The following is a 25,797-nucleotide window of genomic DNA, read 5'->3' on the forward strand; positions in this document are numbered from 1 at the left end:
GTGGCGAAATTAGATGCTTCCACTTCCTCTTTCTTTGCCATCATCAGGTAAATCAATTTTTGGCTTAACTTTTTCTCGTCCATAATTAGCCAAAGTCACCCCTTCTTCTAAATATAAAGCAGAGTATTTACTCAACCCAATACGCTGTGAAGTATAAATTCCGGAATGACCTGAAAATAGGTAGCTCACTACACAGCTAATAGCAATAAATACCCCCGATTCTAGACCAAATAGCTCAATTCCCATTAGAGTCGATGCTAAAGGTGTATTTGCTGCACCTGCAAAGACACCCACAAATCCCATTCCTGCTAATAGTGGTGCAGGTAATGCCAAAAGCAACGACAAAGTATTACCTAAAGTTGCACCAATAAAAAATAAAGGGGTCACTTCTCCTCCTTTAAATCCAGCACCCAAAGTTAAAGCAGTCAGACCCAATTTTGCTGCAAAATCCCAAGGAGGTAGCTGAGTGGAGAAAGAATCAACGATAGTTGGAATACCAAGCCCAATGTACTTAGTTGTACCACTCAATCCAACAATTATTGCTATCAGCGCACCGCCCACCAAAGGACGCATTGGAGGATAGGATATCTTGGCTTTAAACAAGTGGCTGATTTTGTGAGTTATTTGAGCAAAAAATCTTGCCACTATTCCAAAGATTGCACCTGCAATAATGGCATAAATCAGCGCCAAAATTGTAAGCGGCGGTATAGAGGGAGAGTGTAAGTATGCTATATGATGTAAACCCAATAGTAAGGTTACTTGATTTCCAACTATCGCAGCAATTAAAGAAGGCAAAAGAGCGTCATAATTAATTTTACCAATCGCTAAAACTTCTAGACCAAATACGGTTCCAGCTAAGGGAGTACCGAAAACTGAAGCAAATCCCCCACTTATACCTGCCGTTAACAAAATTCGCCGATTGGCTCCTTTAAAGCGCAATATTTTAGTTAACTGGTCTGCCAAAGAAGCACCCATTTGTAATGCTGTACCTTCACGACCGGCTGAACCACCAAATAAATGAGTGAGGTCTGTTCCTAGTAAAACAAGAGGAGCCATGCGGAAGGGAATAATATTTTTGGGATTATGGATTTCTTCAAGTAAAAGGTTATTTCCAGCTTCTACAGTCTGACCAAATTGATGATAAATCCAACCACTCAATAAGCCACCAAGTGGCAGCAAGGCAATGATCCACCGATGCGATTCTCGCCAATCAGTTGCCCATTCCAATGATACCAAAAGAGCCGCAGAAGCTGTTCCAGCAAGAATGCCAACTACAAAGGAAATAGGCAACCACTTGATCAGGTGGGGTAACGCAATAAACGGTTCAAACTTACGAAACTGCTTCATACCATGACTCCTTGAGATGCGATTTGTAGACTTACACTTTCTACAGGGGAGTCAGGTAATGCATTTAGCCAAGCCCTACCCTCCCACAGTAAGTGAGGAAAGTAGGAGCCATCAGCCTTCCAGTTATTAATTTAACCTATACTGGAAAGGCGGTTATGGCGAGCTCCATCGCCATAAATAATCATAAACTGTTTTTCAAAAGTCTTGCCCAATACTGGAACGGCAAAGGAACCGCCGTGTTACTGACTGGAATGGGGCAAGATGGTGCCCAGGGACTCAGTCTTTTGCGATCGCGGGGATGGCATACAATCGCTCAGGATGAAAAAAGTTCTGTTGTATATGGAATGCCGAAAGCAGCAGTTCAGCTAAATGCAGCAGTTGAAGTTTTGCCTCCTGAAGCGATCGCCACTAGTTTAATTCAGCAAATAATGTTTAGACAATCTGGCATACCTAAGCCAAGAAGTCATATCGTGTCTGGTTAAAGACTTATCATTAAGACCGCAAGGGGGCAGGGGGCAGGGGGCAGGAAGCAGGGGGAGAAAGAGTTTTCAGGTTTTTACACAGATGCAGGAATCATAACTAATCAGCCGGACATGATATCATCCTCCTGATTCGGCTACAAAACCATACTTGAAGTAGGGTAGGCAGCTAACAAGTCACCAAACTAAATACTGCTGTTATTCAGGCTGTCCCTACACTGAAATTACAGAAAAGCAGTGTTTTTCTTTGAATTAGCGATGTCTACGACGAGCTTCTCTACAAGACACTACGCGTAGCTTGCTTCCCTGTAAAGATATGCTTACGCAAGCAAGCAAATCTACTAAGCTTGTAATGCCTTAAACCATTTATTCAAAACTGTGCTGATGGTTTTCTTAATCTGATGATTACGGCTCCACTTCTGGAATGCGATTTCATACTCTTCACCTTTGATTTGAAATGTATTCCAGACATCAAGCCCTACTGGCAATCCGCAGAATAGTAAAATGTACAGTGACCAAGAGATTCCGCCACCAGCAATTAAATCAACTAGTATCAAAAAGCCATTGAAAATCGTATAATTGCCGAGTCTCTTCTGAAATCTTCTGATGCGATAGGCGTCAAAAGCTTTTCGCTGTTGGACTTGACCCTGTTGTACTACCCAATCGCGTTCTGCTAATTTTAAAGACTCAGGTGAAATTTCTAACTCAGCAGCAATTTCTAATATCTGCTCATAAGAAAATTCTGTGTCTTTATCATCAGCTTGACGAGCGATCGCTAAGTGCAGAATTTGTTGGACATCTTCTTGGCTATAAGAGCGGAGGCTCTTGGGTTCAAAGGCCGTCATAATTCTTTTTCTTATATTACTTTTAATAGAAATTTGCTGCTCGATAGATTTTAAACAGCTACGCCAGTAATATTTCCATTATTCTTACATTAGCAAATCTAAATGCTGTCCCGCATTTAATGTATGGGATTTTTAACTTTGAGTAAAAGGTGTCAATCCCTCCCCCACTTTTGGTTGTCGATAGGCATAAATATCTTGAATAACTTGTACCCAACCGTTAGCGACAGATTCGAGAATGCGATCGCCTTTTTCTTTAGTTGCGGTTGTGGCGTCGCCAATCACTCCACTTTTACTGATATCTCGCGTCACCCAAGCCACAGGTAACTTACCTTCCCAACTTAGTAAACTACTTTCTGACTGTTCTGGCGGATATTCTGCAACAGCTTTCTCTAGCTTCACTTGTTCTGGCAAAATCGATAACATAATGCTAGTTTCAGCATCTCCAGCGTGCATCCCTAACGCTGCTTCTTTCGGAGTCAATAAATCTTTAGTAATATTAGGCACGCGCCAAGTAAACAATGGGAATACTAAAAAGTCATCATATTTAACGTGCAAATCCCGCGCTGCCATTTGCATAACTTGGGGTTGTCCACCGTGGGAGTTCATTAACACCAGTTTTCTAAACCCAGCCCGGTAAATACTTTCTCCCACTTCCATAATGATTGCCGTCAGAGTTGCTGTGCTTAGGGTAATCGTACCGGGAAAGTGCCAGTGTTCGTTAGATTTGCCATAATAAAGGTTAGGTAAAGCATAAGCAGGAATACTGGCATCGAGCTTTTCCATTGCTTTTCCCAGCACCCCCACACCGATCGCAGCATCTACAATCAACGGCAGATGAGGGCCATGTTGTTCAATTGCCCCCACTGGCTGAATGATTACCACATTTTCCTTATCTGGCATTGCCTGGATGTCAGTCCAGGTGAGGTAGGGAAAAAAGCGTTCCGGTGGGATGAAATTGTGCATATTATTGAAATTGTGCCATTTCTATCTTAGCGGTATTGGGGATTGGTCATTGGTCATTGGTCATTGGTCATTAGTCATTAGTCATTAGTTATTGGTCATTGGTCATGGAGAAGAGGACTTGGGGACAAGGAGAATTGGGGACAAGGGGAAAGACTTGTTACAACTTCTCACTCAAGTCACCTTGTCCCCAATTTTCCTCTGCTCTCCCCCTGCTCCCCCTGCCTCCGTTGTCTCCCCACTTCCCCTCAATATAAAGACTCTCCAAACATCCAGATATTATCAGATGCAGCAGAGCATAATAACGAAGTAACAAACACTAACCAAGCAGTAAGAAGGATGTAACCAATGGTTGAAGAAAATGGATCGATTCGTACCCTATCGGTTGATATTGGCGGTAGTGGCGTTAAGGCTATGGTTTTGGATATTACGGGGAATCCTGTAACGGAAAGGGCGCGTTTAGATACACCCCAACCTGCTACACCAGATGTTGTAATTAATGCAATTGTTGTGTTAGCAGCGGCTCAAGGTGAATTTCATCGCGTTTCGGTCGGTTTTCCTGGTGTGGTGCGGTGTGGAGTCACAGAAACAGCGGTAAACTTACATTCAGATTGGATCGGATTTGATTTGGAAACAGCATTGTTAAAACACTTAAACAAGCCTGTGCGGGTGATTAATGATGCAGATATGCAGGGGTTTGGTGCGATCGCAGGTAAAGGTGTAGAATTGGTGATTACTCTGGGTACAGGGTTTGGTTCGGCTTTATTTGTGGATGGGAAGCTGGTGCCGAATATGGAAATGGGGCATCATCCGTTTCGCAAAGGAGAGACTTTCGAGCAGCAGTTAGGGCGTGCAGAGTTGGAAAAAATTGGTGAGAAAAGATGGAATAGACGTTTAGAAAAAGCGATCGCATCCTTGCAACATCTATTCAATTATGATTACCTTTACATTGGCGGTGGTGAAGCCGTGAGAGTCAATTTCCAGCTACCGTTAAATGTAAAACTCATCCCTAATATCACTGGTTTATTAGGTGGTATTGCTTTGTGGCGAGATGAGAAAAAGTAAAAAGTTTTTTAGTATCCACAACTGGGCGTACTAAGCGATGTCTAAGGGCGAGCTACGTCTACGCGCATTTTATTGAGGTGCTTTTCTTCTCAAGATTTAAAAATGATATAAAAATTAACACAGATTAGGCAAGAGAATCGGATAGACATTCTTTTCAGTGCCCCTGTGTAATTTTGTCATGCAGTAGTCTAAACTCTAGTGAAAATTTAAGACCACGCAACAACGTTGTGCAGTTTAATTGTCTTGAGGCTGAAGTATGCACTTTCCCAGAATAATTCCACAAGAAAGCAGATATTTACGAATTCTGGCTAAATACTTCCAGAGTTTCTGAATGCTGACTTCTTCTTTAAAATAACCTCTGAGGGAGGACAAATTGTTTGAAATTAAAAGTTAATCATTGTTGTCAAATGTTGCATTGATGAATGCTTAAAAAACTGACTCAGTGAATACAGCAGTATTTTTTATGGCAGTATAAATATGATAAAAGCAGCATCAGCATACCAAGGATGAGCCAAAGATAGCTAGGCAAATTTGTTTCATGAGATTCCCAGATGATCATATAGTATGTTATTGTCTAAACCGTTGATTTAAATACAATATCTGACAGCTTGATGACTTGATTAAAGATAAAAAAAGCACAAAGCTAATGATATTAGTCTGATTAAACGGAATAGGAGGTGAGGAAACATGAGCCTGACAATATTAGCTGAAAAAATTAGTACATGACTTTTTTATTTGGTCACTATGCACTATCCCGGACAACAGCAATGTTGTTGGTTAAAAGAAATATTGGTTGAACTAAAATGAACTACAATGAGTGAAATTGGCCTGATGATGACGGGCGTGTTAACAATAAGACAAGCATCTGGGGCCAATTTGCCACAGCAGCAATTATTTCAGATGGAAAATGACGTAAACCAGTCAAAACAGAGTCAGTTAGAGATAACTGCTCAAGTCACACCACCTGAATTCATGCAGACAGATGAGATTTCCCAGGCTTCTCCCTCAGCGATCGCACTAGAGAAAGAACACATACTTAAGAAAATCGGCAAAAATAATCAGTTCCTAGCTTCTTCTAAATTAGGTGAGTCTAAGAAGTATTCTCAATCTGAAGGTAAAGTCCGTACAAAGGCTACAGGACGGTTCCAGAAGTTTAGTAGCCAACCTATGCCGACTCTTTATTTCGGTAGCTCTGGTGTTGCTGTCAGAGTCTTACAACGGCTGTTAGTGTCTAACGGTTATGCCGTTAGAGTGGATGGGATTTATGGCGCACTGACAGAGACTGCTGTTAAAGCCTTTCAAAATCAACGGAATTTAGCAACGGATGGAGTAGTTGGTCAACGAACTTGGCGGGCATTGACAATTTAGCCATTTGTCCATTGTCCTTAGTCATTTTTAGTCATTTGTCTTTAGTCTTTAGCTAATGACAAATGACAAATGACAAATGACAAACTAACGATACTTATGCTGCTCTAATAGCTCTTGCGCTCTTGGCTTGTAAATTAAATAAAACAAAGCCTCAATATAGCGCAACAAATCTTCCCGATTTTCCTTCGATGTAAAGTTCCAGAAGCCATAAATTCGTGCTAATGATAACAGCTTAGTAGTGTGAATTTTCCAAGTATAGGTGCTGTAAACTCGGTCAATCCCTCGCTGCGAAATTTCATTCCAATAGTTAGGATTCTGTTCGCATTTTGTGATAAAGTCCACCATTTTTGTGGCTGTCTCATCTAAATTTGTTGGGTTAATCAAAAAGCCATTAACCTTATCTTGAATAATCTCCAGTGGCCCACCAAACTGTGTGGCAAAAGTCGGTAATCCTGAAACCATCGCCTCTAAAATTGTCAAACCGAAAGCTTCAAATAAAGCTGGTTGTACAAAAATTCCCTGATGATCGGCAATCACTCGATAAATTTCACCAGAATCAGTTTTAGTCAGGCGCACACCCAGCCAACGAATCTTTCCGTGGAGATTGTACTCATCAATTATTTGGTAGAGTTTGATAATTTCGTCACGTTCTTCGTTGTCACCTGATTCTTCGACGCGCAATTTACCCGCCACCAAAATTAAGTTGCAATGCTCTTGTAATTCTTTACTTTGACCAAAGCATTCAGCTAGACCTGTGAGGTTTTTGATGTGGTCAAGACGCGCCATTGAGAAGAGGGGGCGCTTGTTAGGATCGTCGAGTTTGCCAAAGATTTGCGCGGGGTCTTCTAGAGTAAAGAGTGTTTCTGCAAGGCGTTGGCGATCGCTCTCTACTCGGTCTTTAGTCCGGGTGTAGGGGAAGTAATTATTTTCGTTTACTCCAGGCGGTACGACATTAAATTTGGGACTAAATAATTCAATCCCATTGGTCACATGGTACAACTCCGGCATGGTGAAGCACTTATAAGACTCGTACTGTCCCACACTATCCGGTGTTCCGACAATTTCTTGGTAGGTGCTGCTGATCACAAAATTGGCAGCATTCATCGCAATTAAGTCGGCTGTGAATTGCAATGAAAAATGATATTTCTCCTCTAATTCTTGCCAGTAGAGGTTACTGAACAAGTATTTAGATTTTTCCAAAGCATGAGCAACATTGCATTGGGTAACTTTCAAACGTCGCGCCAGCAAGAATGCCACTAAATTGCCATCAGTATAGTTTCCAACTATTAAGTCAGGCGTGCCTTGAAATTCTGCCCGTAGTTCTCTTTCTGAATCAATAGCGTAGGTTTCTAAATAAGGCCAAAACTCAAACCGGGAAATCCAATTTTGAGTCATGTTAGGATTAAATTCCCGTAAAGGCACTCGCAAAATCCAGGCATTTTCGGTACCGTGGACTTTTTCTAGCCGTTGATTACAAAGAGTGCCATCACTATTGGGAATCAAGCGGGTGAGAATAATTACCTTTGGCTCGACATTCAATTTCTCTAAACCCGCAAGCAGGACATCTTCTTGTAGCTGCTTCTCTAGGCTCTTTGCCTGGTCAAGGACGTAAACTACCTGACCGCCGGTGTCGGGACGCCCCAACACTCCCTCTTGCCCAAACCAACCGTGAGCTGACACCAAGACGATTCTAAAAATCATCGGAACCCTTGAAATGAAAGCTTCTAGGGTCTGGGGATCGGCAGAATCAATCAATTCATCGAGAATATTTAAAGTTTCTCGCACTCGCACTGCGGTGTTACCCCAACCTGGTTCAAAACCCATTGACTGCAATTGGAATCGGAATTGTTCGTAGGGTTCATCATCGGGGCGATTATTAACAAAAGCTATAGCTTTCTTAACTTGCTCGGAAAGTTGCTGCTGTGATTGAATGCGATCGTTGACTAGCAGTTGAACACCGTTGTAGTTGTGCAGGCGCAAGAAATTCAATAAGCTTTCCAGCAATTGTTTGGAATCTTGAAATATTTTGCTGGATAGATAGCGGTTGAGAAATTGTACCCCTTTACCAATATTTTTGGGGTCGCGGATGACTGGGGTGTAGTCATAAAACGGGCCGAAGTCCAATTCTAGCAGGTCGCCCTCGTTGGGATGAAATTTATTCACCAAGCGATCGCGCAAATCCAGCAAATCCTGTACCGTCATCGGCTGAATGCTCAAGTCTGATGTCAACCAATAAACTTCTTGGCTAGCAATCTTAGAACGGATGATGAAACAAAAGTTTGAGTCCTCCTGAATAATTTCTTGAGTATAGTAAATCAGTTTGCCTAACTCAGAGGTAGTGTAATAAGCCTCTGGTTTCTGGGACTTTGAGCAATACTCACTATATACATTGAGTATGTCGTTCCGCAGCAAGTATTTCTTTTCTTGTTGGCGTAATTCACTAAGAAAGGAACGCAAATCACTTTTTTCTTCACTATCTAAGACTGCTTGAAGCAATTCAGACATGGCAACTCCACTAGATGACGATGTTTGCATTGTTGACTTTCAAGGCGAGACAAAAAAGCCTCTACCTTTTCTTAGACCACATATAAACACGAAATAACACAGATAAATCCTATTTATCTGTGTACCTACAAGTATCAACTTTTCAGCAGGCACTTAAATCATGTTCTACTTTACCTAAAGTATCTATGACTCAGTATTTTTTGCTCTAACTAAAGGAATACAATTTTTATTTCTTTTGATAGATGTTAGTAAATAATTGCATAATAATATTTGGGGCACAATCTAACATGCCCTCAAATGCTTGATGTAATCTTTACTATATCATTGATTTGCGTGTATCTGATTATCAGCACACCGATAATGTCAAGATTTAGCTGGTAAGCTCGGCAAGACTTGTAAATCAATACTTTTTTGAATTATTCCAGAGTGTTAATATTCATTTTCATAGCCGGTGTAGATAATCTCTTCTGCAATTATCATAATTGTTGATCTTCTATAAATTTGAGGAATAAGTAATTATTTTGCTATTATCTAGTTTCCCAGAAATGAAACAAAAGTTAATTGTTTTGCCTATAGCTTGATTATTCAGTTAAACTTCAATTAATTAAAATCAATTTTTGTTTATAGATAGACTATTTTGGATTTAGCCTATTTATAATTGAAGCGAAAGTTGTTTAAATGGGGTCGATTTATATGGCTACCAATACACATAAGTTAACAGCTTCTGACCACAGTATAGGCAATATTTTGATTTTTTCTTTACTTGCCTTCTGTGGGCTGACTCTTATAATACTTCTAGGCATTTTCTAAGAGTTAAATGTGCGTTCAAAAACTTCTCAGGCTTAGATTCCCGACTTTTCTAAAATGTCGGGAATCTTAATATGAAAGAGCTTTACATAGAGTCACAGATAAAAAAAGCACGTGATAACTTTCTCGACTAAGTTTTTAGAATCATTCATATTTGATGAAGCTTCAATCCCTACCGCTTGCAATTGCGAAAACTCAAGCAGCATGTTGACTAATTTCAGCAACCGAAGTCCATTTCGCTGCACGAGTTCAAGGCGATCGCGCTGTTGTGGTACTAATGGGGCTTGAGTGTCGAGTAATAGGTCTAGCGTTAAAAGCGGTTAAAGGCGTGCGAAACTCATACGAGATATTGCTAAGGTGATTTCTGATGAAAAAATACCTATGTTGACGAGTTTCGACTACTTCGACTTACCTCGGCTTCTCTGCGAGACGCTACGCGTTAGCGGAGCTTTCGCTTTAGCGATACGCTCGGCACAAGTCACTCAGTACAAGTTCGCTCAACTCTCGACTACTCAGTTGGTTTCAACTTCGCTCAACCAACGGCTATGGTAATTTTATTACTAGAATTTACCTAAAGAATACGGTCTTAGCGCGATCAAGTTCTGACAACGCCTCATTCGCCGCTTGCACTTGTTCGTTGAAGGAGGCAGGAGGACTCCTGCCTTCCTCGATAAGATAAGCTAATGAATTATGGTGGGCTTGTAATCCTTCTAAGTCTACAAAGCTATAGATTACAAATCCTTGTTAAAGTGATATTTATGAGGGTTCACACCATCTAACCCACTTCTACAGGAGTATAGGTATTAATACAAAATTCTATAGGGCGAACGACGGGACTCGAACCCGCGAATGGTGGTACCACAAACCACTGCCTTAACCACTTGGCTACGCTCGCCATTTAACAATTTGAATTATAGCAATAATTTGGCAAACGATCAAGAGTTTATGTTCAAGGAACGGACTCAACTGATTTAGAGTCTCTGAAATCTAACGATTACAATGTATTTTACTTGGCAAACATGAAACCCCTAACCATCATTGCATATACTGGAGCAGCAGCAGGACTCGCCGCCTTGGGTGTGACAATGGCAAAGACTAATCCCAGTCAGGTTGAATATGAAGAATATGCAGTGCAACGGTTGACAGAGTACTTAAAAACCGATGTATGCAAAAAAACCACGAATATTATAGAAAATTTAATCCATTTTAATTGTGATAAGTTGGTTGACTCAGCTAACCCACAAATCCAAGGAATTATTGCCAGGACTACAGAAAGACAAAATTATATTATTTTTAGCATTTACCGTACAGATTTAAAAATAAACTCTTGGATACCCTCTTACAAATTTGAAACGGTAGGAGCCTTTGATCAATTTTATACTTACACTGCCGAAGAACAATAAGGTAAACAGCAGGGGAAGCAGAAGCTGATAGTCGTCTTGGATGTAGGAATTGAGTAATTTAATTTTTGGAGTTCCTTGTAAAAGTGATTAAAAATACTTCTATTTAGTAATTGATAATAGTTTCAATAATCACCAAAGTACCTATTACCATCAGCTTAATATTAAGTAAGATATGAGAATTAGTCACTGAGAGTTCAAGCTTTGCCAATGTCATCTGCCTATCTGCTAGTATCTCACGGAAGTCGCGATCCGCGCCCAGAAGTTGCTATGCAGCAACTAGCAAAGCTGGTATGTAAAAAATTGCCAGAAAATCACGACAATAGCGAGTATCTTGTTGGCATAGCTGCTTTGGAAATGAGTCCTCAGCCTTTACACGAGCAGATTCAACAATTTGCTAAGAGCGCTTTTGGCGATGCCTGCGGCGGGCAAAGCGATCGCAAATTATCTCAAAACGAAAATCACCTCAAAATTGTACCGCTATTTCTGCTGCCGGGAGTGCATGTAATGACAGATATTCCCGCCGAAGTAGCACTAGCACAACAGGCTCTTGGTCAAGATATCATCATTGACCTGCAACCATACTTAGGTTCTCACCCAGATTTGGAAAAATTACTGGCAAAGCAAATCGCTACTATAGAAGCACAAGCATGGATTTTGTTAACTCATGGTAGCCGTCGCCCCGATTCGGAAAAACCAGTCCAAGCAATAGCAAGAAGTTTGGGAGCAGTGGTTGCGTATTGGTCTGTACCTCCTAGTTTAGAATCACGGGTGAAAGAGTTGGTAGCTGCTGGTTATCGGGAAATTGCAATTTTGCCATACTTTTTATTCACAGGTGGAATAACTGATGCGATCGCCACCTCAATAGAGGAGCTAAAATTACAATTTTCTGCGGTGAATTTCCAATTGGCACAGCCACTGGGAGCAAGTGCAGAATTAGCCGAGCTAATTTGGGATTTAACAGATAGATGAACCGCACAGAAAAACAGGAGAACAAGTATTTGGGAAAGGTTTATTTAGTAGGTGCGGGGCCAGGAGATCCAGGACTAATTACCCTGAAGGCGAAAGGTTTGTTGGAATGTGCAGATGTAGTTATCTATGATGCCTTAGTGAGTCCGCCAATTCTGGCAATGATTAATCCCCAAGCCGAGCAAATTAACGCTGGTAAGCGGAGGGGAAAACATTCGCTGTTCCAGGAAGAAACAACTCAATTACTGATTGAGAAAGCGCAGGATCATGCAATTGTGGTGCGGCTAAAGGGTGGCGATCCGTTTATTTTTGGTCGTGGTGGCGAAGAGATGGAAGAATTAGTCAACGCTGGAATATCAACGGAAGTTGTGCCAGGTATTACATCGGGGATTGCAGCAGCAGCTTATGCAGGTATTCCATTGACTCATCGGCTATATAGTTCTTCAGTAACATTTGTGACTGGTCATGAGGCGGCGGGTAAGTATAGACCGAAAGTGGATTGGAATGCGATCGCGCACGGTTCCGAAACCATTGTAATTTATATGGGAATTCACAATCTCCCTTATATTGTGGAACAGTTAAGTGCAGCTGGGTTGGATGTAGAAACGCCCATTGCTTTAGTGCGCTGGGGTACGCGCCCAGAACAAGAAGAATTGATTGGTACTTTAGAGACAATTGTAGAACAGGTAGAGCAAACTGGATTTGGTGCGCCTGCGATCGCAGTCATTGGACAAGTAGTGAATATGCACAGTATTTTGTCTGGTTGTCGTCCAGTTTGATGATTAGCGCAAAGCTTGTTGTTTCGGATCTAGTGCCGAGATGTGCGTACAGGGTAGGCTTTTTCAGAGGAACCAATGCCTTGCGATCGCAGGACATTTCGTATTCTCAGATGACCCTAGTGTATGATCGATAAGGTTATTCGGTTCTGGTGGGAGTCAGCTACCAGAGGTAACGGGGAAAGTTCGGTGCAAATCCGGCGCTGTCCCGCAACTGTGAACCAATTTGAGATTAAGGAACTAAATAATCGAAAATCCCAAATTGAGTGAGTCAGGATGCCCGCCGAAATAGATTTATCATTTCCACATATCTGCGAGGTACAGATGACTACTACTGTAAATATTTCCCCAACTAGTCCCTTGGATGTTGCTGAACATACTTTATTTGTTTGCAAAACCTGTGCCAGTATTTGGCAAAATGGAAAACGCTTAGGTGAAAGTGGTGGTGAAAAACTTCTACACCAACTTCAGCAGCTGGCAGAAGATTGGGAGTTACGAGATAAATTTCCGATTCAGGAAGTTGAATGCATGAGTGCTTGTAATCGTTCTTGTGTAGTCGCCTTTGCTGCCAAAGGCAAGTTAACATATTTATTTGGTGACTTAGCCGTTGATGGTAGTGCTTCTGCTGTGCTGCAATGTGCTAGTCAATACTATGCCAAAACAGATGGTTTACTGCCTTGGTCAGAGCGTCCAGAAGCTCTGAAAAAGGGCATTTTGGCAAAAATTCCCCCTTTACCTTAATGATGCGCGTTTTGATTCTAGGTGGTACGGGAGATGCAGCAGAACTAGCTGCCAAGGTTGCGACTATCCAAGGGTTAGAAGCAATCACGTCTCTAGCTGGTCGCACCCGTGAACCGTCAGTACCGTTGGGCGATTTACGGGTTGGAGGCTTCGGTGGTGTGGCTGGATTGGCTAGCTATCTGCGATTAATGCAAATCGACTTATTAATTGATGCAACCCATCCTTTTGCTACTCAGATATCCTTCAATGCGGCAAATGCGGCAACCGAAGTCGGAGTACCCCGTCTGATGTTAATTCGCCCGCCTTGGGAAAAAGTAAGTGGCGATCGCTGGATTGAAGTTGATAATGTTGAAGCCGCTGTAACAGCCCTACAAAACCAGGCACAGCGGGTATTTTTGACAGTTGGTAGGCAAGAACTCGCCGCCTTTGCTCACCTAGAGAAAATTTGGTTTCTGATGCGGATGATTGATCCTCCTACTGATGATGCTTTAGTGCCGCTGGGGATGGTATTGTGCGATCGCGGGCCCTTTACCCTCAATAATGAAAGACAAATCCTGATTCGTAACAAAATTGATACCATAGTAAGTAAAAATAGCGGTGGCGATGCCACAAAGCCGAAGATTATTGCAGCGCGAGAACTGGGCATAAAGGTTGTAATGCTAAATCGTCCAGCCATACCGCCAGGGGAACAGGTTACCGATGTTGATGGTGCTTTAGCATGGCTATTTGATAAGTTGCACTAGTTGTGCAAGAAGGCTGAAGCCGCCGATCAGACTAGGAAAAAAGGCGTTGCAGGACAGTGGGATGAATTAAGGCAAGCAGGGGAAGCAGGGGGAGAATTTTGGAAGTTGCTAAATCATCCCGCAACCATGCAACGCCGGAAAAAATCGAGTACCGCATCAACAGAGGCATTTGCTGTAACACTTCCATCTTGGTAGTGAACAGATTGAATTTATGCTTCTTGAATTATTCTTGCCCAAATAATACTACCTTTCCCAATTTCCGTATAATACACGGGAAGCCTCTACAAGATCCGCGATCGCACTAACGACCTCCATGAAAAATCTAGCTCTACTATCTGCCACAGCCTTTGCCATCACATCTGGATTAGTTTTCGGGACAATGCAAGCTGCCTCTGCTTTAAGTTGGAACTGGAATTATTCTGGTACTGGAATCGCGGCGAACGGTACTTTCACCACTAATGACACCCCTAACGATTTGGGTTTTTACCTGATTTCTGAAATTACTGGTACACGAAATGGTGAAACAATTACTGGTCTGCAAGCCACTGGGACTCCAATACCGGGAAACGAACCTTTTAATGTTGACAATTTAATTAGTCTGAATACTGTGCAGTTAACGGGTGACGGTTTTGGGTATTCAACTTCGGGAGGAAACTATTCTAGTCCATTTTTCGCGAGTTTTTTGCCAACACCAGGTTATTTAGAGGTTTTTTCTGCGCCGCCAATCATACCAGGTTTTGAAAATTTGGGATTGGAAGATAGTGAATTACCTATTAGTTTCTCTGCAACCATCATCACCGTCCCTGAACCTACCTCTCTTCTCAGCTTACCCGTCCTCGCTGGTCTCGGCGCACTTTCAGCACTAAAGCGTAACAAGCTATCCAAATTTACTCATAAGAAGCTCGAAAAAGTTTCCTAAAAGCATTGAATAATGTGCGATCGCACCAATTGTTCTACCCAAAATCCTTCAGTATCAGAAGGTATGATAATAGTTTTCTGAGAACTTTCTACAGAACTTGGAGAACTAACTAATAAAGTTTTTATGTGAAAAACATGTATGTAAATATCCCAAAAAATAAGGGGATGGACAATACACCCATCCCACAATTTCATCACAATCATCCTGCAAAAATGTCATGCAAAGTTAGAGACAGCCTGATTTCAGATTGATTTATCTAGCTGTGCTCACCCTCACAACTCTTGCTCTTCTTCATACAGAAAATATTCCGCCAAAAGCGCTAAACCAATTAACCCAATAAAGCAGGAAACGAAAAGCAAATATATTCCCATCATGGCTATAACCTCCAAAAAAGCCTTTGGTTGACCTCACTTGATAGGAATCCCATTTTATTTTTTAAACGCCAAGCTGACTGAAAGCTTACTAGATCAGGTTTTGGTTATTCCTATATTTAGCAAGACTCTAGTTGGATTCCTATATTATTTTTTAGGAATTGAGATCGAAAATTTTCTACTATGTCCCTACTATTTTAACTACTGCAATCATCTTTTTCGTGCCATCAAACTTTTTTTAGAAAGGAAATGAGGTGCGTACTCTCTGATAAAAATTTCGATGTCCCTATAGGCTCTTTGAGACAAACAGATTAAAGTAATATAGCAACGGTGCTATCATTGCATCCAAATGATACCGTACTTTTGTATAGATAGAATTCTATCGCCCTGCCAACGGTAGATTATTTCTGAAAGGAGCTTGCTGCAATGTCCACAACCCCAACTACTCGACTAATTTTGGAGACTTTACTCCCCCATCTCAAAGTAGCAGCAGCCTATGCCAATTTTCTTCAACCAAAAATTGCTGCACTTCCTGCCAAAGAACAAGGAAACAACTTTTTTAGTGCTGCACTTACTGATGCGGATGTGGCGATTCAAAATTTAGTAGAAGTAGTATTACTGGGCACTTTCCCAGAGATTCGCTTTTTTGGGGAAGAGTATGCAAGTTCTCACAATACTAAGTATTTTCGCGCTACCGAACTCGGTTTAGAAGGTGATTACTTAGTCACACTCGACCCGATCGATGGCACGAAGTTTTACATGGATGGACATTCTAATTACCAAATTATTCTCAGTATTCTAAATTCGGATGACTTTGAAGCAGTACTCGCCATTTCCCCTGCCCAAAACATTTATTTTTACGCCCTTCGAGGCGAAGGTGCTTTTAAAGGGACGCTGGAGATGAACTTAGAAGCCTGTGCCCCGTTACATATAACATCCCCTAAACCTGTTATTTTGTTGGGATGGGGAATGAATTCGATCGCACATTTACTAAAAGATCGATATAAAGTAATCGATATAGCGACTGATTACTCTAGTGATATTCAAATTCCCAATCTCAATGGTATTCTCAGCGGCGACTTGAGTGGAGCAGTGATTAAATCAGGTAAATTTATAGACAGCGCTGGACTCGCTTTTATTGCGAAAGAGGCTGGCTGGATTGTAACTACTCTGGACGGTTCGACTTTACCACCACTGCATACTTGTCAAAACTATAGCCTGCCTGGATTGATAGTAGCGGCCTCAAAATCTGTTCATCAAGACCTGCTGAAAGCGATAGAAAGCCTGCCTGTTTGAGGATAAATAACTAGTTAATTATTTGCTAACTATCCCTAAAAATGAAAATCTGTATTGTTGGCGCGGGTGCGATCGGTGGATATTTAGGGGCAAAACTGGCACTAGCAGGTGAAGCAGTGACGCTAATTGCTCGTGGTTCTCATTTGGAGGCAATTCAAAAAAAGGGGCTGAAGTTGCTCATGGCAGACGGTTCTAGCCAAATTGCTACTCCGTTGGCAACTAGCGATATCCAGTCAGCGGGGCTACAAGATGTAGTAATTTTAACTGTTAAGGCTCACAGTGTGCCTGCGATCGCACCTTTTCTCCCTGCACTCTACAATCCTCACACAATGGTGGTGACAGCCCAAAATGGCGTTCCTTGGTGGTACTTTCGTCAGCATGGCGGTGAGTATGAAGGTACGCGGATTCAATCTGTTGACCCAGATGGGATTATTGAAGCTAGTATCGGTGCTGACCGCGCCATCGGTTGTGTTGTTTACCCAGCAACAGAGATAATTGAACCAGGTGTGATTAAGCATATTGAAGGCGATCGCTTTACTCTCGGTGAAATCGACGGCACTAAAACAGAACGCATCCAATTATTGGCACAAACTCTCAAACAGGCAGGATTCAAAGCACCAATCCGCAATCAGATTCGCACGGAAATTTGGATCAAATTGTGGGGTAATGTGGCATTTAATCCCATTAGTGCCCTCACTGGTGCTACTCTAGAGGATATTTGTCGCTATCCCCTCACCCGTGAACTAGCGCGACAAATGATGATTGAAACTCAAGCGATCGCAGAAAATTTGGGTATTAAGTTTGGCATTAGTTTAGAACAGCGAATTAATGGGGCAGAAAATGTTGGTGCCCATAAAACCTCTATGCTACAAGATATTGAAGCCGGACGCGCTACGGAGATAGACGCTATTGTTGGTGCAGTGGCAGAATTAGGAAAACTTACTCAAATTCCCACACCTTATATTGATGCTATTTATGCCAGCGTTAAGTTGCTGGAGGCGACCAAAATAAGAATTTGACACTCGCTAATTACAACATTTCATCAATTCATAACAAATTCTCTGCGTACCTCTGCGCTTCCCTCCGCGCCCCTACCCTGCGGGAAGGCGAAGCGCCTATGCGTTTAAATTTCACCCTCAATTCCCCACGAGGTTACACATTTAAAGTGCAGAATTGAAATTATATAATTATCAAGTTCATGAAGAAACAGAAAGTATGGCTATCAACGATACTAGTTGTAACACTAATAATCAGCATCATTATAGGACATAGTAATTCTCTAAAGGCTGCTTCACCTTTAGGGAAAGACACGCTGACGATGATTACTTCCCCAGATTATCCTCCTTATGAGTTTTATGATACGAAAGGAGGCGATCGCCAAATAGTTGGCTTTGATATAGATATTGCCAAGACCCTTGCTGAAAAACTAGGGTTTAAGCTTCAGATAATGGAATCCGATTTTAATGGATTAATCCCTGCACTCCAAGCAAATCGGGCTGACTTTGTAATGGCTGGGATGACTCCGACTCCAGAACGTCAGAAAAATATTGACTTTTCAATTATTTATTACGAAGCCAAAGATACCATTGTCGCTCCTAAAGGTAGCAACCTGAAGCAGCCCCAAGACTTATCAGGAAAAAAGGTTGGGGTACAACTAGGAACGATACAGGAACAAAATGCCCAGAAAATTGCTCAAAAAGTTGCGGGTATTCAGCTAAAGCAACTCAACAAAGTGCCGGAAGTAGTTCAGGAAATTAAATCTGGGCGAATTGATGCAGCAATTGTTGAGGATACTGTTGCTAAGGGATTCGCCCAAGCTAACCCAGATTTAGAATTTAATATTATTCCCTCAGAGGAGGCAAGTGGATCAGCGATCGCTTTTCCTAAAGGTTCTTCCTTAGTAGAACCGTTTAACAAAGTCCTTCAACAAATGAAGGAAAATGGCACATTGAATAAACTTGTCGCCAAGTGGTTTTCACAGAACACTACCGCCAATCCTACATCCTCAACTCCTGCCAAAGGTGGATTGAATCTCGACTTCACCAGAATTCTTCCAGATATTCCCTTTATTCTTCGGGGAATCCCTTTAACTTTGTTGTTTACCCTGTTATCTGTATCCTTGGGGTTAATCTGGGGAACAATCCTGTCTCTATTAAAAATTCTTGGCATCAAACCGCTTACCTGGGTTGCTAACGCCTACACCTCTGTTTTCCGAGGTACACCTTTGCTATTACAGTTGGCGTTGGTTTACTACGCAACACCCCAACTTACAGGCTATGACATTTCAGCATTGGAGGCTGGGGTGCTAACTTTTACTTTGAATTCTGGCGCTTATATGTCGGAAACCATCAGGGGTGGGATTCAGGCGGTGGATAAAGGGCAAAGTGAAGCGGCGATGTCTATGGGTGTTCCCTATTGGTTGATGATGTGGGATGTGATTTTGCCCCAAGCATTGAAGAATATTCTCCCCGCATTGGTAAATGAAACTATCGGATTGCTCAAAGATTCCGCGCTGGTGTCAACCATTGGGGTGGTGGAAATATTACGCAGCGCCCAAATCGTTGGTGCAAACAAGTATATTTATTTTGAACCACTATTATTTGCAGGGTTAATCTACTATGTTTTGGTAATGGGTATGACCTTGGGTGCATCTGCTTTAGAAAGGAGGTTACGGGAAAGTGAATAATGTAGTAATTCGCACGGAATTCTTATGTAAATCCTTTGGCAAACTTGAGGTACTCAAAGATATTTCCACTGAGTTTTACCAGGGAGAAGTGGTTGCCATACTAGGCCCTTCTGGTTCAGGTAAGTCTACCTTTCTGCGATGCATAAACATGCTAGAACAACCCACCAGAGGAAGAATCTACTTTCACGAGGAAGAAATTACCAAGCCTAAAACAAACATTGCTAAGGTGCGCCAGCATTTGGTAATGGTATTTCAACATTTTAATTTGTTTCCCCACATGAATGTGCTGCAAAATGTCACCTACGCACCGATAAAGGTGAAAGGAATAAACAAGCAAAAAGCAGAAGAACATGGCTTAGAATTGCTTGCTAAGGTAGGTTTAGAGTCAAAAGTGTCTGTGTATCCGTCCAAACTATCGGGGGGACAGAAACAGCGAGTAGCGATCGCTCGGGCATTAGCAATGGAACCAGAGATGATTTTGTTTGATGAACCCACTTCTGCACTAGATCCAGAAATGGTCAAAGATGTGCTGGAAGTGATGAAAGCTTTAGCACTATCTGGTATGACAATGGCGATCGTTACCCATGAAATGGGGTTTGCAAGAGAAGTTGCCAATCGGATTATGTTCCTCGACCAGGGAAGTTTAGCAGAAGATACTACTCCTGGTGAGTTTTTTCAAAATCCTCAGTGCGATCGCGCCAAACAGTTCTTGGAAAAAATGCTTTAAAACAATTGAAATTCGCCGCTTTTTTTGTATTCTTGAAACTTTTCTAAAACAGGGCGATCGTTTGGCATTAACGTAGGTAAGTCTACCAAATCAAAAAATTCCAGCGCCAGCGATTCTCCATCTAGGCAAGCGAGACTGCCTTCCCATTCAACGGCTCGCAAAATCAAAATGAAGGTTTGGACGCGATCGCCGTTGGGATAGGTTACAGTTTCAAAGGCTGGGTTAGAAGAAAACCCCACGGCTGCAAAACGCTTAACCGTTAAACCAGTTTCTTCAAAAACTTCTCGTGCTGAACATTCTTCAGCAGATTCGCCTACTTCTGGACAACCACCAGGTAGCCCCCAAAGTTTAAAATCACTTCGCTTTTGCAACAGAACGCGCCCCAAGTTATCCTCAATAATCACGCGTGCGCCAAACATCAGAAGTAGGCGATCGCCTACAATTTGTCGTAACTTACCGAGATAAGAATCTGACCAATTTGCCATAATCTGAGAAAAAGTTTGTAAAGAAACTCTAAAGGTAGCAAATAGCGATCGCCTGAAAACAGGATAATGCAGCTGAAGTGGCCAATCCTTCCCATTCAACCTAGAATTATGGCATCTACACCTAAAATCCTTGCCTTTGCAGGCAGCACGCGGATTGATTCCTACAACAAAAAATTGGTAAAAATCGCGGCGGCTGGCGCTAAGGCAGCAGGCGCAGAAGTGACTTATATAGACCTCCGCGATTTGCCTCTACCTCTGTATGATGAAGATTTGGAAGCTCAAGAAGGACTACCTGCCAACGCCCGTACTTTTAAGGAATTGATGATTTCTCATCAAGGATTGCTGATTGCTTCGCCGGAATATAACAGTTCACTCACAGCAGTTTTGAAGAACGCCATTGACTGGGCATCGCGTCCAGCCCCAAATGAAGCACCGTTGGCTGCTTTTGCAGGTAAAGTTGCTAGTATTATGAGCGCTTCCCCAGGCGCTCTTGGTGGTTTGCGGGGTTTGGTTCACCTGCGGTCTATCTTGGGAAACATCAAAGTTTTGGTACTTCCTGACCAAATAGCCGTACCCAAAGCTTACGAAGCCTTTAATCCTGATGGCACATTAGTAGATCCTAAGCAGCAAGAATCTATTGAAAAGCTAGGCGATGGCTTAACAAAAATATTGCTGAAGCTTAGTTAAACTCTTCAGGTGTTCAGTAAATAACGAACACCTATAATTCAACAAAGAAGCCAAACTGCGATCAACTACAAAAAGTTCCATACAAATTCTAATTATTGCTTTTCTCTAGGCTACATAATTGTCGCCACCTGAATAAAGTAGGCAGAGCAGTGAATAATATATAGGAATCCGATTTGATTTCTGAAAAAATCTGAGTATCTGTAGTGGCGTGGCAAGGCTAAATTGTTGCAAACAAATTTGTAGGTTGGGTTGAGGAACGAAACCCAACATTAATAGGAGTGTTGGGTTTCGCGTTGCTCAACCCAACCTACATCTAATGCATCATTTTAGCTGTGCCAGTCCACTACGTATATTTCAAAAATCAAATATGAGTCCTATAGGAATCCTAAATCATTTATTAGCAAAAATATTCCCCACTTATTTGATAAGTCGTGGTCTGAGCATTTCAATTTTCACAAATTATAAATTAATATTCTTAGAGAAAATTGATTTTGGTAGCATTCCATGCACACCTTTTTGGGGATTATTCACAACTTGAGTGATGTGAAAATTTACAGCTAAACTACACAATATATAAGCATCTTCTGGCGACAAATTTGCGAAGCGTTCCAGAAAATCAATCATGTTTTTCAAAGCCAGTTCTAAGGCTTCATCTAAGGTTTGAGCAAAGCCCATTGTAATGATATGAGTTGGAGTTTCGGCAATTGGTGTTGTCAGTTGTAAATCCTTGCGAAGTTTGAGGGTAATTCTACCGTTCATGGAAGTTTCAATGGCGGTGACATTTACCTCGCCGTCTCCTTGTGCAGAATGCCCATCACCAATAGAAAATAATGCACCTGGTACGAAAATCGGCAAAAATAAACGAGAACCAGCTTGCAGTTCGCGGTTGTCGATATTACCGCCGTAAGAACCTGGTGGAATAGAAGTTCGAGAGGTTTCTGGGGTAGCAACACCAAGAATCCCAAAAAACGGTTTGAGAGGAATTTTTATGCCAGCACCCGCCGGAAATTCCGCGATATTGTTTGCCAAATCTAGAGGAATGAATCTCAAAGCAGGTTGAGGAAATTGATGTGGTAAAGCTCCCCAACCTGTACGGATGGCATTGAAGCCGACGGGTAAACGAGGTGCGATCGCATCTAATTGTACTTCTAAAACATCCCCTGGTTCGGCACCTCGCACATAAATCGGCCCTGTGAGTAAATGCGGCCCCCCAGCAATTTTGCGTTCTGGTAGAAGATTTTGGCAGATATCGAGAAATTCTGGTGTGAGAAACTCAGGTGGTGCTTTGTCATAAACGTAGTAACCAGTATAAGTTTCTACATCAACCGTATCGCCAGATTCAATAGTGAGTGCTGGTTTTAGTAGATGGGAAAAACCACCCAGATGTACGGTTTCCTTGGTAGCTTTTAAAATGTAATGAGTCACGTCGCTTCGCTCCGAATTCAAAATTCAAAATTCAAAATTAATAATTAATAGCTAACCTCAGCAAAGTATCTTGGTAATTCTAGCTCTATGCGTTCGTAGCTGTACTCAAACTCAGCTACTACATCTATTGTTGGGTTAGGCAACAAAAAGTATTGACTAAAAGTGTAACTTTTCTCAGGTTTTAAAATTCTATACTTGCTCATAATTTTTATCGTTAATGAACTACAGCGGAGATATTACGAATTACAATTAGGAATTAAGAATTGATCTGATTATCTCAATAATTTGCTAAACTCCAACTTTAGAGATAGCAAATAAAAACAATTTGAGCAGGGAATTTGGAGGGGGTTGCAGAGTGGCTGATGATGAACGCATAGTCAATACACAACAGATTTATCCAAAAGACTTTTCATGGAGATTATGGCCTGTTGTGCCACTCTACCCTTATGGCAGGCGGCAGACAATCCGCAAAGAAGTGGTTAAGGACACAATTTGGAATTTTGACCAGATTCAGGGGATTCTCTACGTTGTTGTACCGATTCGCATGACTGTTGTTAAGCTCGAAGCTGGGGGTCTTCTCGTCTATGCGCCTGTTGCACCAACTCCAGAGTGTATAAGACTTGTCAATGAGTTGGTGGCAGAACATGGCAATGTTAAGTACATCATCCTGCCAACTATCTCCGGCATAGAACACAAAGTCTTCGTCGGGCCTTTCGCCAGATACTTTCCGACTGCACAGGTGTTTGTGGCTCCCCATCAGTGGAGTTTCCCGCTAAATCTTCCCCTTAGCTGGCTTGGCTTACCGCCAAAACGAACTCAAGTACTCCCAGAAGATAGTAGCAAAACACCCTTTGCTGATGAGTTTGATTATGCGATGCTGGGCCCGATTGAGCTTGGCCTTGGTCGGTTTGCGGAAGTTGCTTTTTTGCACAAGCGATCGCATACTCTTTTAGTAACAGATTCTGTACTTTCTATCCCAGAAGATCCACCTGCGATCGCACTTTTAGATCCATATCCCTTACTATTTCATGCCAAGGATCGTGCTTCTGATATTGTTGCAGACATTCAGGCAAATCGCCGTAAGGGTTGGCAGCGCATCTCGTTGTTTGCTTTGTACTTTCAACCAAGCGCACTAGATATAGCCCAATGGAGTCAGGTATTGCAAGATGCCTTAAAAGCATCAGAACGCTCAAAGAAAGCTTATTTTGGATTGTATCCCTTTAAATGGCATCCAGATTGGCAGCGATCGTTTGATGCGCTGCGAGGGAATGGGCGTTTGTTTGTCGCACCAATTTTACAGACGCTGATTCTCAACCGCGCACCAAAAGAAACCATTGACTGGGCTGATAAAGTTGCAAGTTGGGATTTCCAGTGGATTATTCCCTGTCACTTTGATTCACCGATTAAAGCCGAACCGTATCAGTTTCGCCAAGCTTTCTCTTTTTTAGAAAAGCAGCCTGCTGTAAGTGCGGGTTTGTTCAGCAGTAGTAGCTATCCTTTGCCAGAAGAGGATTTTAAAGCACTGAGGGAAATAGATGCAGGTTTAAATAAGTTTGGCATTGTGCCAGCAGCAAAGGAGAAAGTGTAGGAGAAACAATATAGCGTTCTTTTTTGGATGCAACTCATCCGCAGCTCATTATGTTAGATAGCAGTGCCCTGGTCAAACGCTACCTCAGTGAGCTTTACTGAGTTATGTTCTAGCTGTTATTTAGTTCCATTAATGAAATATTTTCGTGGGAATAAAGCCAGGGCTATTTCATTCTAAATGTAGACGCGATATGGTAAGATGCAGCGCCAGTTCTACTTCAAGCATCTATTACCGTGTCTGAAATCGAAATTATCAAAGCTTTTGCAGGTCTAAAAGACCCCCGTCGCCGCGCCGGACAGAGACATAATCTACCATTATCTTTGGCACTTTTCACATTGGCGATCACAGCAGGGAACAAAGGATTCTTAGCAATTGGAGACTGGATTTCAAGCTACCGTGAGCCGTTGATTGAACTTTTTCAACCGCCAAAAAATAGACTACCATCTTATAGCACTGTACGTCGTGCCTTATTACACGTAGATTACGAAGATTATTCCGTATGTCTGAGCAAATTCTTTAATGTACAACCAAATACTGGAGAAACTGTTGGGTTAGATGGTAAAGTCCTCAAGGGTTCATATCAGATTGAAAATGATAACCCTAACTCGGATTCGCATCCAGCGATTATGTTAGTTAGTTCTTATATTGTTGAGCGAGGCTTAATTTTAGAGCCATTTCAAGTTGATGCCAAAACTAATGATATTATTGCTTTACCTGAGTTGATTTCCAAACTAGCTCTCAATGGGGTTATCTTTGCAATTGAAGCTATTAATACTCAAAAAAAACTTGTGAGTTGATTATAAATAGTGGGAATGATTATATTGCCGCCTTAAAAGGCAATCAGCTTAATTTATTCAAAGATGTCAAAACAAATTTCACACCAGAATTGGCTTATGAGCAGATAAATAAAGGGCATGGTCGAATCGAAAAGCGTCATGTCAGTATTTGTAAAAATCTCGATGGTATTCGTCCTTGGCCTGGACTTACCACTTTGATTAAAGTCAAATCAGAGCGTCAGGTTTTCACACACAATGTGATTGAAGTAACTAATGAAACCCGTTATTATATTTCATCTTTAAGTGAAACGGCGCAAGCCTTTGCTGAACGTATCAGAGGATATTGGGGTGTTGAGAATAAAGTCCACTATGTTCGAGACGTTACTCAAAGCGAAGATAAATCTAGAATTCGCACTACTCCTCTTCCTCAAATTTTTGCGCTTGCTCGCAATTTTTCACTTAATTTATATCGCAGTAATATGTTTGAAAATATGGCACAAGCTCAACGTTTATGTTCTTTTGGACTAGACACACTCAAGCAGCTTTTTAGAATGAAATAGCCCTGTCGTTTTCTCAGCTTTGTTCCATTCCACTCTGTGATGGGGTAAACTTAGCGAGCCTGTTATCAGGGGCAAGTAGTACAAAATTTGAGCTTGTAGTATGATACAACATAGCTAAAACCCTTATTCTTTCGTTCCACCTTGTGGTGACTTTGGGCAGATGAGCGCGAACTATGTCTAGACAATTCAATATACACTAATAATTGAAAAGCATATACAGCAAAACTTTCAGGCTATCTTGCCCCTCATGACACGCTCGCTATATCTACCCC

The 25,797-nt window shown here is 41.8% G+C and carries 25 protein-coding genes, 1 tRNA gene, 2 pseudogenes and 2 riboswitches; of the genes and pseudogenes, 18 read left to right on the forward strand and 10 right to left on the reverse strand.

Going from position 1 to position 25,797, the window contains the following annotated elements; translation table 11 throughout:
- Positions 1-9 precede the first annotated feature (9 nt).
- Positions 10-1,347, reverse strand: a complete 1,338-nt coding sequence (locus tag RM347_RS21980; RefSeq protein ID WP_322715828.1) for a voltage-gated chloride channel family protein — start codon at positions 1,345-1,347, stop codon at positions 10-12.
- Between the two features lie 95 nt (positions 1,348-1,442).
- A riboswitch (Fluoride riboswitch) is annotated at positions 1,443-1,529 on the reverse strand.
- Between RM347_RS21980 and RM347_RS21985 the strand changes: the two genes are divergently transcribed.
- Complete coding sequence (locus RM347_RS21985) at positions 1,503-1,829, forward strand: chemotaxis protein CheB (RefSeq protein ID WP_322715829.1); 327 nt, start codon at positions 1,503-1,505, stop codon at positions 1,827-1,829. (Overlaps the previous riboswitch by 27 nt.)
- Positions 1,830-2,167: 338 nt before the next feature.
- On the opposite strand, the gene RM347_RS21990 is transcribed toward RM347_RS21985, so the two are convergent.
- Positions 2,168-2,671 (reverse strand): 2TM domain-containing protein, encoded by a 504-nt coding sequence (locus RM347_RS21990; RefSeq protein WP_322715830.1) that lies wholly within the window; start codon positions 2,669-2,671, stop codon positions 2,168-2,170.
- Positions 2,672-2,803: 132 nt separating this feature from the next.
- Positions 2,804-3,634 (reverse strand): creatininase family protein, encoded by an 831-nt coding sequence (locus RM347_RS21995; protein WP_322715831.1) that lies wholly within the window; start codon positions 3,632-3,634, stop codon positions 2,804-2,806.
- Between the two features lie 345 nt (positions 3,635-3,979).
- Here RM347_RS21995 and RM347_RS22000 point away from each other — a divergent pair, with 345 nt between their 5' ends.
- Both RM347_RS22000 and RM347_RS22005 read left to right on the forward strand, forming a co-directional pair.
- Entirely contained in the window at positions 3,980-4,696 is a 717-nt protein-coding gene (locus RM347_RS22000) for an ROK family protein (RefSeq protein WP_322715832.1), read from the forward strand.
- Positions 4,697-5,509: 813 nt separating this feature from the next.
- Positions 5,510-6,064, forward strand: a complete 555-nt coding sequence (locus RM347_RS22005; protein ID WP_322715833.1) for a peptidoglycan-binding domain-containing protein — start codon at positions 5,510-5,512, stop codon at positions 6,062-6,064.
- An 84-nt stretch (positions 6,065-6,148) separates the two neighbouring features.
- Here RM347_RS22005 and RM347_RS22010 read toward each other — a convergent pair whose 3' ends face one another.
- Complete coding sequence (locus RM347_RS22010; protein WP_322715851.1) at positions 6,149-8,569, reverse strand: sucrose synthase; 2,421 nt, start codon at positions 8,567-8,569, stop codon at positions 6,149-6,151.
- Positions 8,570-9,471: 902 nt separating this feature from the next.
- Positions 9,472-9,678, reverse strand: a pseudogene (locus tag RM347_RS22015) (hypothetical protein); the annotation flags it as partial.
- A 79-nt stretch (positions 9,679-9,757) separates the two neighbouring features.
- Between RM347_RS22015 and RM347_RS22020 the strand changes: the two are divergent.
- Complete coding sequence (locus RM347_RS22020) at positions 9,758-9,928, forward strand: hypothetical protein (RefSeq protein ID WP_322715834.1); 171 nt, start codon at positions 9,758-9,760, stop codon at positions 9,926-9,928.
- A gap of 270 nt (positions 9,929-10,198) precedes the next feature.
- Here RM347_RS22020 and RM347_RS22025 read toward each other — a convergent pair.
- Positions 10,199-10,271: transfer RNA gene (locus RM347_RS22025), tRNA-His, on the reverse strand.
- 124 nt (positions 10,272-10,395) lie between these two features.
- Here RM347_RS22025 and RM347_RS22030 point away from each other — a divergent pair.
- From RM347_RS22030 to RM347_RS22060, 7 genes are all read left to right on the forward strand, one after another.
- On the forward strand, positions 10,396-10,779 hold the full coding sequence (locus tag RM347_RS22030) for a DUF4359 domain-containing protein (protein ID WP_322715835.1): 384 nt from the start codon (positions 10,396-10,398) through the stop codon (positions 10,777-10,779).
- Positions 10,780-10,986: 207 nt separating this feature from the next.
- Positions 10,987-11,748 (forward strand): sirohydrochlorin chelatase, encoded by a 762-nt coding sequence (locus RM347_RS22035; RefSeq protein ID WP_322715836.1) that lies wholly within the window; start codon positions 10,987-10,989, stop codon positions 11,746-11,748.
- Complete coding sequence (gene cobA / locus RM347_RS22040) at positions 11,745-12,524, forward strand: uroporphyrinogen-III C-methyltransferase (protein WP_322715837.1); 780 nt, start codon at positions 11,745-11,747, stop codon at positions 12,522-12,524. Before RM347_RS22035 ends, cobA begins: the two co-directional genes overlap by 4 nt.
- A 124-nt stretch (positions 12,525-12,648) precedes the next feature.
- Positions 12,649-12,823, forward strand: a riboswitch (cobalamin riboswitch).
- A 22-nt stretch (positions 12,824-12,845) separates the two neighbouring features.
- Positions 12,846-13,262: a DUF1636 domain-containing protein gene (locus RM347_RS22045; RefSeq protein ID WP_322715838.1), complete on the forward strand. Its 417-nt coding sequence runs from the start codon at positions 12,846-12,848 to the stop codon at positions 13,260-13,262.
- Between the two features lie 2 nt (positions 13,263-13,264).
- A complete protein-coding gene (locus RM347_RS22050; RefSeq protein WP_322715852.1) occupies positions 13,265-14,005 on the forward strand; it encodes a cobalt-precorrin-6A reductase in 741 nt (246 codons plus the stop codon).
- Positions 14,006-14,200 (forward strand): hypothetical protein, encoded by a 195-nt coding sequence (locus RM347_RS22055; RefSeq protein ID WP_322715839.1) that lies wholly within the window; start codon positions 14,006-14,008, stop codon positions 14,198-14,200. It abuts the gene before it with no gap.
- Positions 14,201-14,318: 118 nt separating this feature from the next.
- Positions 14,319-14,924: a PEP-CTERM sorting domain-containing protein gene (locus RM347_RS22060; protein ID WP_322715840.1), complete on the forward strand. Its 606-nt coding sequence runs from the start codon at positions 14,319-14,321 to the stop codon at positions 14,922-14,924.
- On the opposite strand, the gene RM347_RS22065 is transcribed toward RM347_RS22060, so the two are convergent.
- Positions 14,921-15,118 carry a hypothetical protein gene (locus RM347_RS22065; protein ID WP_322715841.1) on the reverse strand — a complete coding sequence of 66 codons (198 nt, stop codon included), beginning with the start codon at positions 15,116-15,118 and terminating at the stop codon, positions 14,921-14,923. The two genes, RM347_RS22060 and RM347_RS22065, sit on opposite strands and share 4 nt — an antisense overlap.
- 603 nt (positions 15,119-15,721) lie before the next feature.
- On the opposite strand from RM347_RS22065, the gene RM347_RS22070 reads away from it, so the two are divergent.
- The 4 genes from RM347_RS22070 to RM347_RS22085 all read left to right on the forward strand — a co-directional run bounded on the left by RM347_RS22070 (position 15,722) and on the right by RM347_RS22085 (position 20,004).
- On the forward strand, positions 15,722-16,591 hold the full coding sequence (locus tag RM347_RS22070; protein ID WP_322715842.1) for an inositol monophosphatase family protein: 870 nt from the start codon (positions 15,722-15,724) through the stop codon (positions 16,589-16,591).
- 41 nt (positions 16,592-16,632) lie between these two features.
- Positions 16,633-17,610, forward strand: coding sequence for a 2-dehydropantoate 2-reductase (locus RM347_RS22075; protein WP_322715843.1), 978 nt, complete (start codon positions 16,633-16,635; stop codon positions 17,608-17,610).
- Positions 17,611-17,789: 179 nt separating this feature from the next.
- Positions 17,790-19,277 carry an ABC transporter permease subunit gene (locus RM347_RS22080; protein ID WP_322715844.1) on the forward strand — a complete coding sequence of 496 codons (1,488 nt, stop codon included), beginning with the start codon at positions 17,790-17,792 and terminating at the stop codon, positions 19,275-19,277.
- Complete coding sequence (locus RM347_RS22085; protein ID WP_322715845.1) at positions 19,270-20,004, forward strand: amino acid ABC transporter ATP-binding protein; 735 nt, start codon at positions 19,270-19,272, stop codon at positions 20,002-20,004. Before RM347_RS22080 ends, RM347_RS22085 begins: the two co-directional genes overlap by 8 nt.
- Here the strand turns inward: RM347_RS22085 and RM347_RS22090 are convergent.
- A complete protein-coding gene (locus tag RM347_RS22090; RefSeq protein ID WP_322715846.1) occupies positions 20,001-20,489 on the reverse strand; it encodes an NUDIX hydrolase in 489 nt (162 codons plus the stop codon). The two genes, RM347_RS22085 and RM347_RS22090, sit on opposite strands and share 4 nt — an antisense overlap.
- A gap of 108 nt (positions 20,490-20,597) precedes the next feature.
- Between RM347_RS22090 and RM347_RS22095 the strand changes: the two genes are divergently transcribed.
- Positions 20,598-21,176, forward strand: coding sequence for an NADPH-dependent FMN reductase (locus tag RM347_RS22095; RefSeq protein ID WP_322715847.1), 579 nt, complete (start codon positions 20,598-20,600; stop codon positions 21,174-21,176).
- A 459-nt stretch (positions 21,177-21,635) separates the two neighbouring features.
- Here RM347_RS22095 and RM347_RS22100 read toward each other — a convergent pair whose 3' ends face one another.
- Positions 21,636-22,601: an acetamidase/formamidase family protein gene (locus tag RM347_RS22100; RefSeq protein WP_322715848.1), complete on the reverse strand. Its 966-nt coding sequence runs from the start codon at positions 22,599-22,601 to the stop codon at positions 21,636-21,638.
- A gap of 44 nt (positions 22,602-22,645) precedes the next feature.
- Complete coding sequence (locus tag RM347_RS22105) at positions 22,646-22,804, reverse strand: hypothetical protein (RefSeq protein WP_322715849.1); 159 nt, start codon at positions 22,802-22,804, stop codon at positions 22,646-22,648.
- Positions 22,805-22,956: 152 nt separating this feature from the next.
- Between RM347_RS22105 and RM347_RS22110 the strand changes: the two genes are divergently transcribed.
- Positions 22,957-24,189, forward strand: coding sequence for a DUF4336 domain-containing protein (locus RM347_RS22110; protein ID WP_322715850.1), 1,233 nt, complete (start codon positions 22,957-22,959; stop codon positions 24,187-24,189).
- Positions 24,190-24,422: 233 nt separating this feature from the next.
- A pseudogene (locus RM347_RS22115) lies at positions 24,423-25,525 on the forward strand (ISAs1 family transposase).
- Positions 25,526-25,797 lie beyond the last annotated feature (272 nt).

The sequence above is a fragment of the Nostoc sp. ChiQUE02 genome, assembly GCF_034531305.2.
In the GTDB taxonomy this organism is placed as follows: Bacteria; Cyanobacteriota; Cyanobacteriia; order Cyanobacteriales; family Nostocaceae; genus Nostoc.

Excerpts from the sequence above, each read along its gene's own strand:
- RM347_RS21980 (WP_322715828.1), bottom strand. The coding sequence starts at position 1,347 with ATGAAGCAGTTTCGTAAGTTTGAACCGTTTATTGCGTTACCCCACCTG.
- RM347_RS21985 (WP_322715829.1), top strand. The coding sequence starts at position 1,503 with ATGGCGAGCTCCATCGCCATAAATAATCATAAACTGTTTTTCAAAAGT.
- RM347_RS21990 (WP_322715830.1), bottom strand. The coding sequence starts at position 2,671 with ATGACGGCCTTTGAACCCAAGAGCCTCCGCTCTTATAGCCAAGAAGAT.
- RM347_RS21995 (WP_322715831.1), bottom strand. The coding sequence starts at position 3,634 with ATGCACAATTTCATCCCACCGGAACGCTTTTTTCCCTACCTCACCTGG.
- RM347_RS22000 (WP_322715832.1), top strand. The coding sequence starts at position 3,980 with ATGGTTGAAGAAAATGGATCGATTCGTACCCTATCGGTTGATATTGGC.
- RM347_RS22005 (WP_322715833.1), top strand. The coding sequence starts at position 5,510 with ATGAGTGAAATTGGCCTGATGATGACGGGCGTGTTAACAATAAGACAA.
- RM347_RS22010 (WP_322715851.1), bottom strand. The coding sequence starts at position 8,569 with ATGTCTGAATTGCTTCAAGCAGTCTTAGATAGTGAAGAAAAAAGTGAT.
- RM347_RS22020 (WP_322715834.1), top strand. The coding sequence starts at position 9,758 with ATGTTGACGAGTTTCGACTACTTCGACTTACCTCGGCTTCTCTGCGAG.
- RM347_RS22030 (WP_322715835.1), top strand. The coding sequence starts at position 10,396 with ATGAAACCCCTAACCATCATTGCATATACTGGAGCAGCAGCAGGACTC.
- RM347_RS22035 (WP_322715836.1), top strand. The coding sequence starts at position 10,987 with ATGTCATCTGCCTATCTGCTAGTATCTCACGGAAGTCGCGATCCGCGC.
- cobA (WP_322715837.1), top strand. The coding sequence starts at position 11,745 with ATGAACCGCACAGAAAAACAGGAGAACAAGTATTTGGGAAAGGTTTAT.
- RM347_RS22045 (WP_322715838.1), top strand. The coding sequence starts at position 12,846 with ATGACTACTACTGTAAATATTTCCCCAACTAGTCCCTTGGATGTTGCT.
- RM347_RS22050 (WP_322715852.1), top strand. The coding sequence starts at position 13,265 with ATGCGCGTTTTGATTCTAGGTGGTACGGGAGATGCAGCAGAACTAGCT.
- RM347_RS22060 (WP_322715840.1), top strand. The coding sequence starts at position 14,319 with ATGAAAAATCTAGCTCTACTATCTGCCACAGCCTTTGCCATCACATCT.
- RM347_RS22065 (WP_322715841.1), bottom strand. The coding sequence starts at position 15,118 with ATGAAATTGTGGGATGGGTGTATTGTCCATCCCCTTATTTTTTGGGAT.
- RM347_RS22070 (WP_322715842.1), top strand. The coding sequence starts at position 15,722 with ATGTCCACAACCCCAACTACTCGACTAATTTTGGAGACTTTACTCCCC.
- RM347_RS22075 (WP_322715843.1), top strand. The coding sequence starts at position 16,633 with ATGAAAATCTGTATTGTTGGCGCGGGTGCGATCGGTGGATATTTAGGG.
- RM347_RS22080 (WP_322715844.1), top strand. The coding sequence starts at position 17,790 with ATGAAGAAACAGAAAGTATGGCTATCAACGATACTAGTTGTAACACTA.
- RM347_RS22090 (WP_322715846.1), bottom strand. The coding sequence starts at position 20,489 with ATGGCAAATTGGTCAGATTCTTATCTCGGTAAGTTACGACAAATTGTA.
- RM347_RS22095 (WP_322715847.1), top strand. The coding sequence starts at position 20,598 with ATGGCATCTACACCTAAAATCCTTGCCTTTGCAGGCAGCACGCGGATT.
- RM347_RS22105 (WP_322715849.1), bottom strand. The coding sequence starts at position 22,804 with ATGAGCAAGTATAGAATTTTAAAACCTGAGAAAAGTTACACTTTTAGT.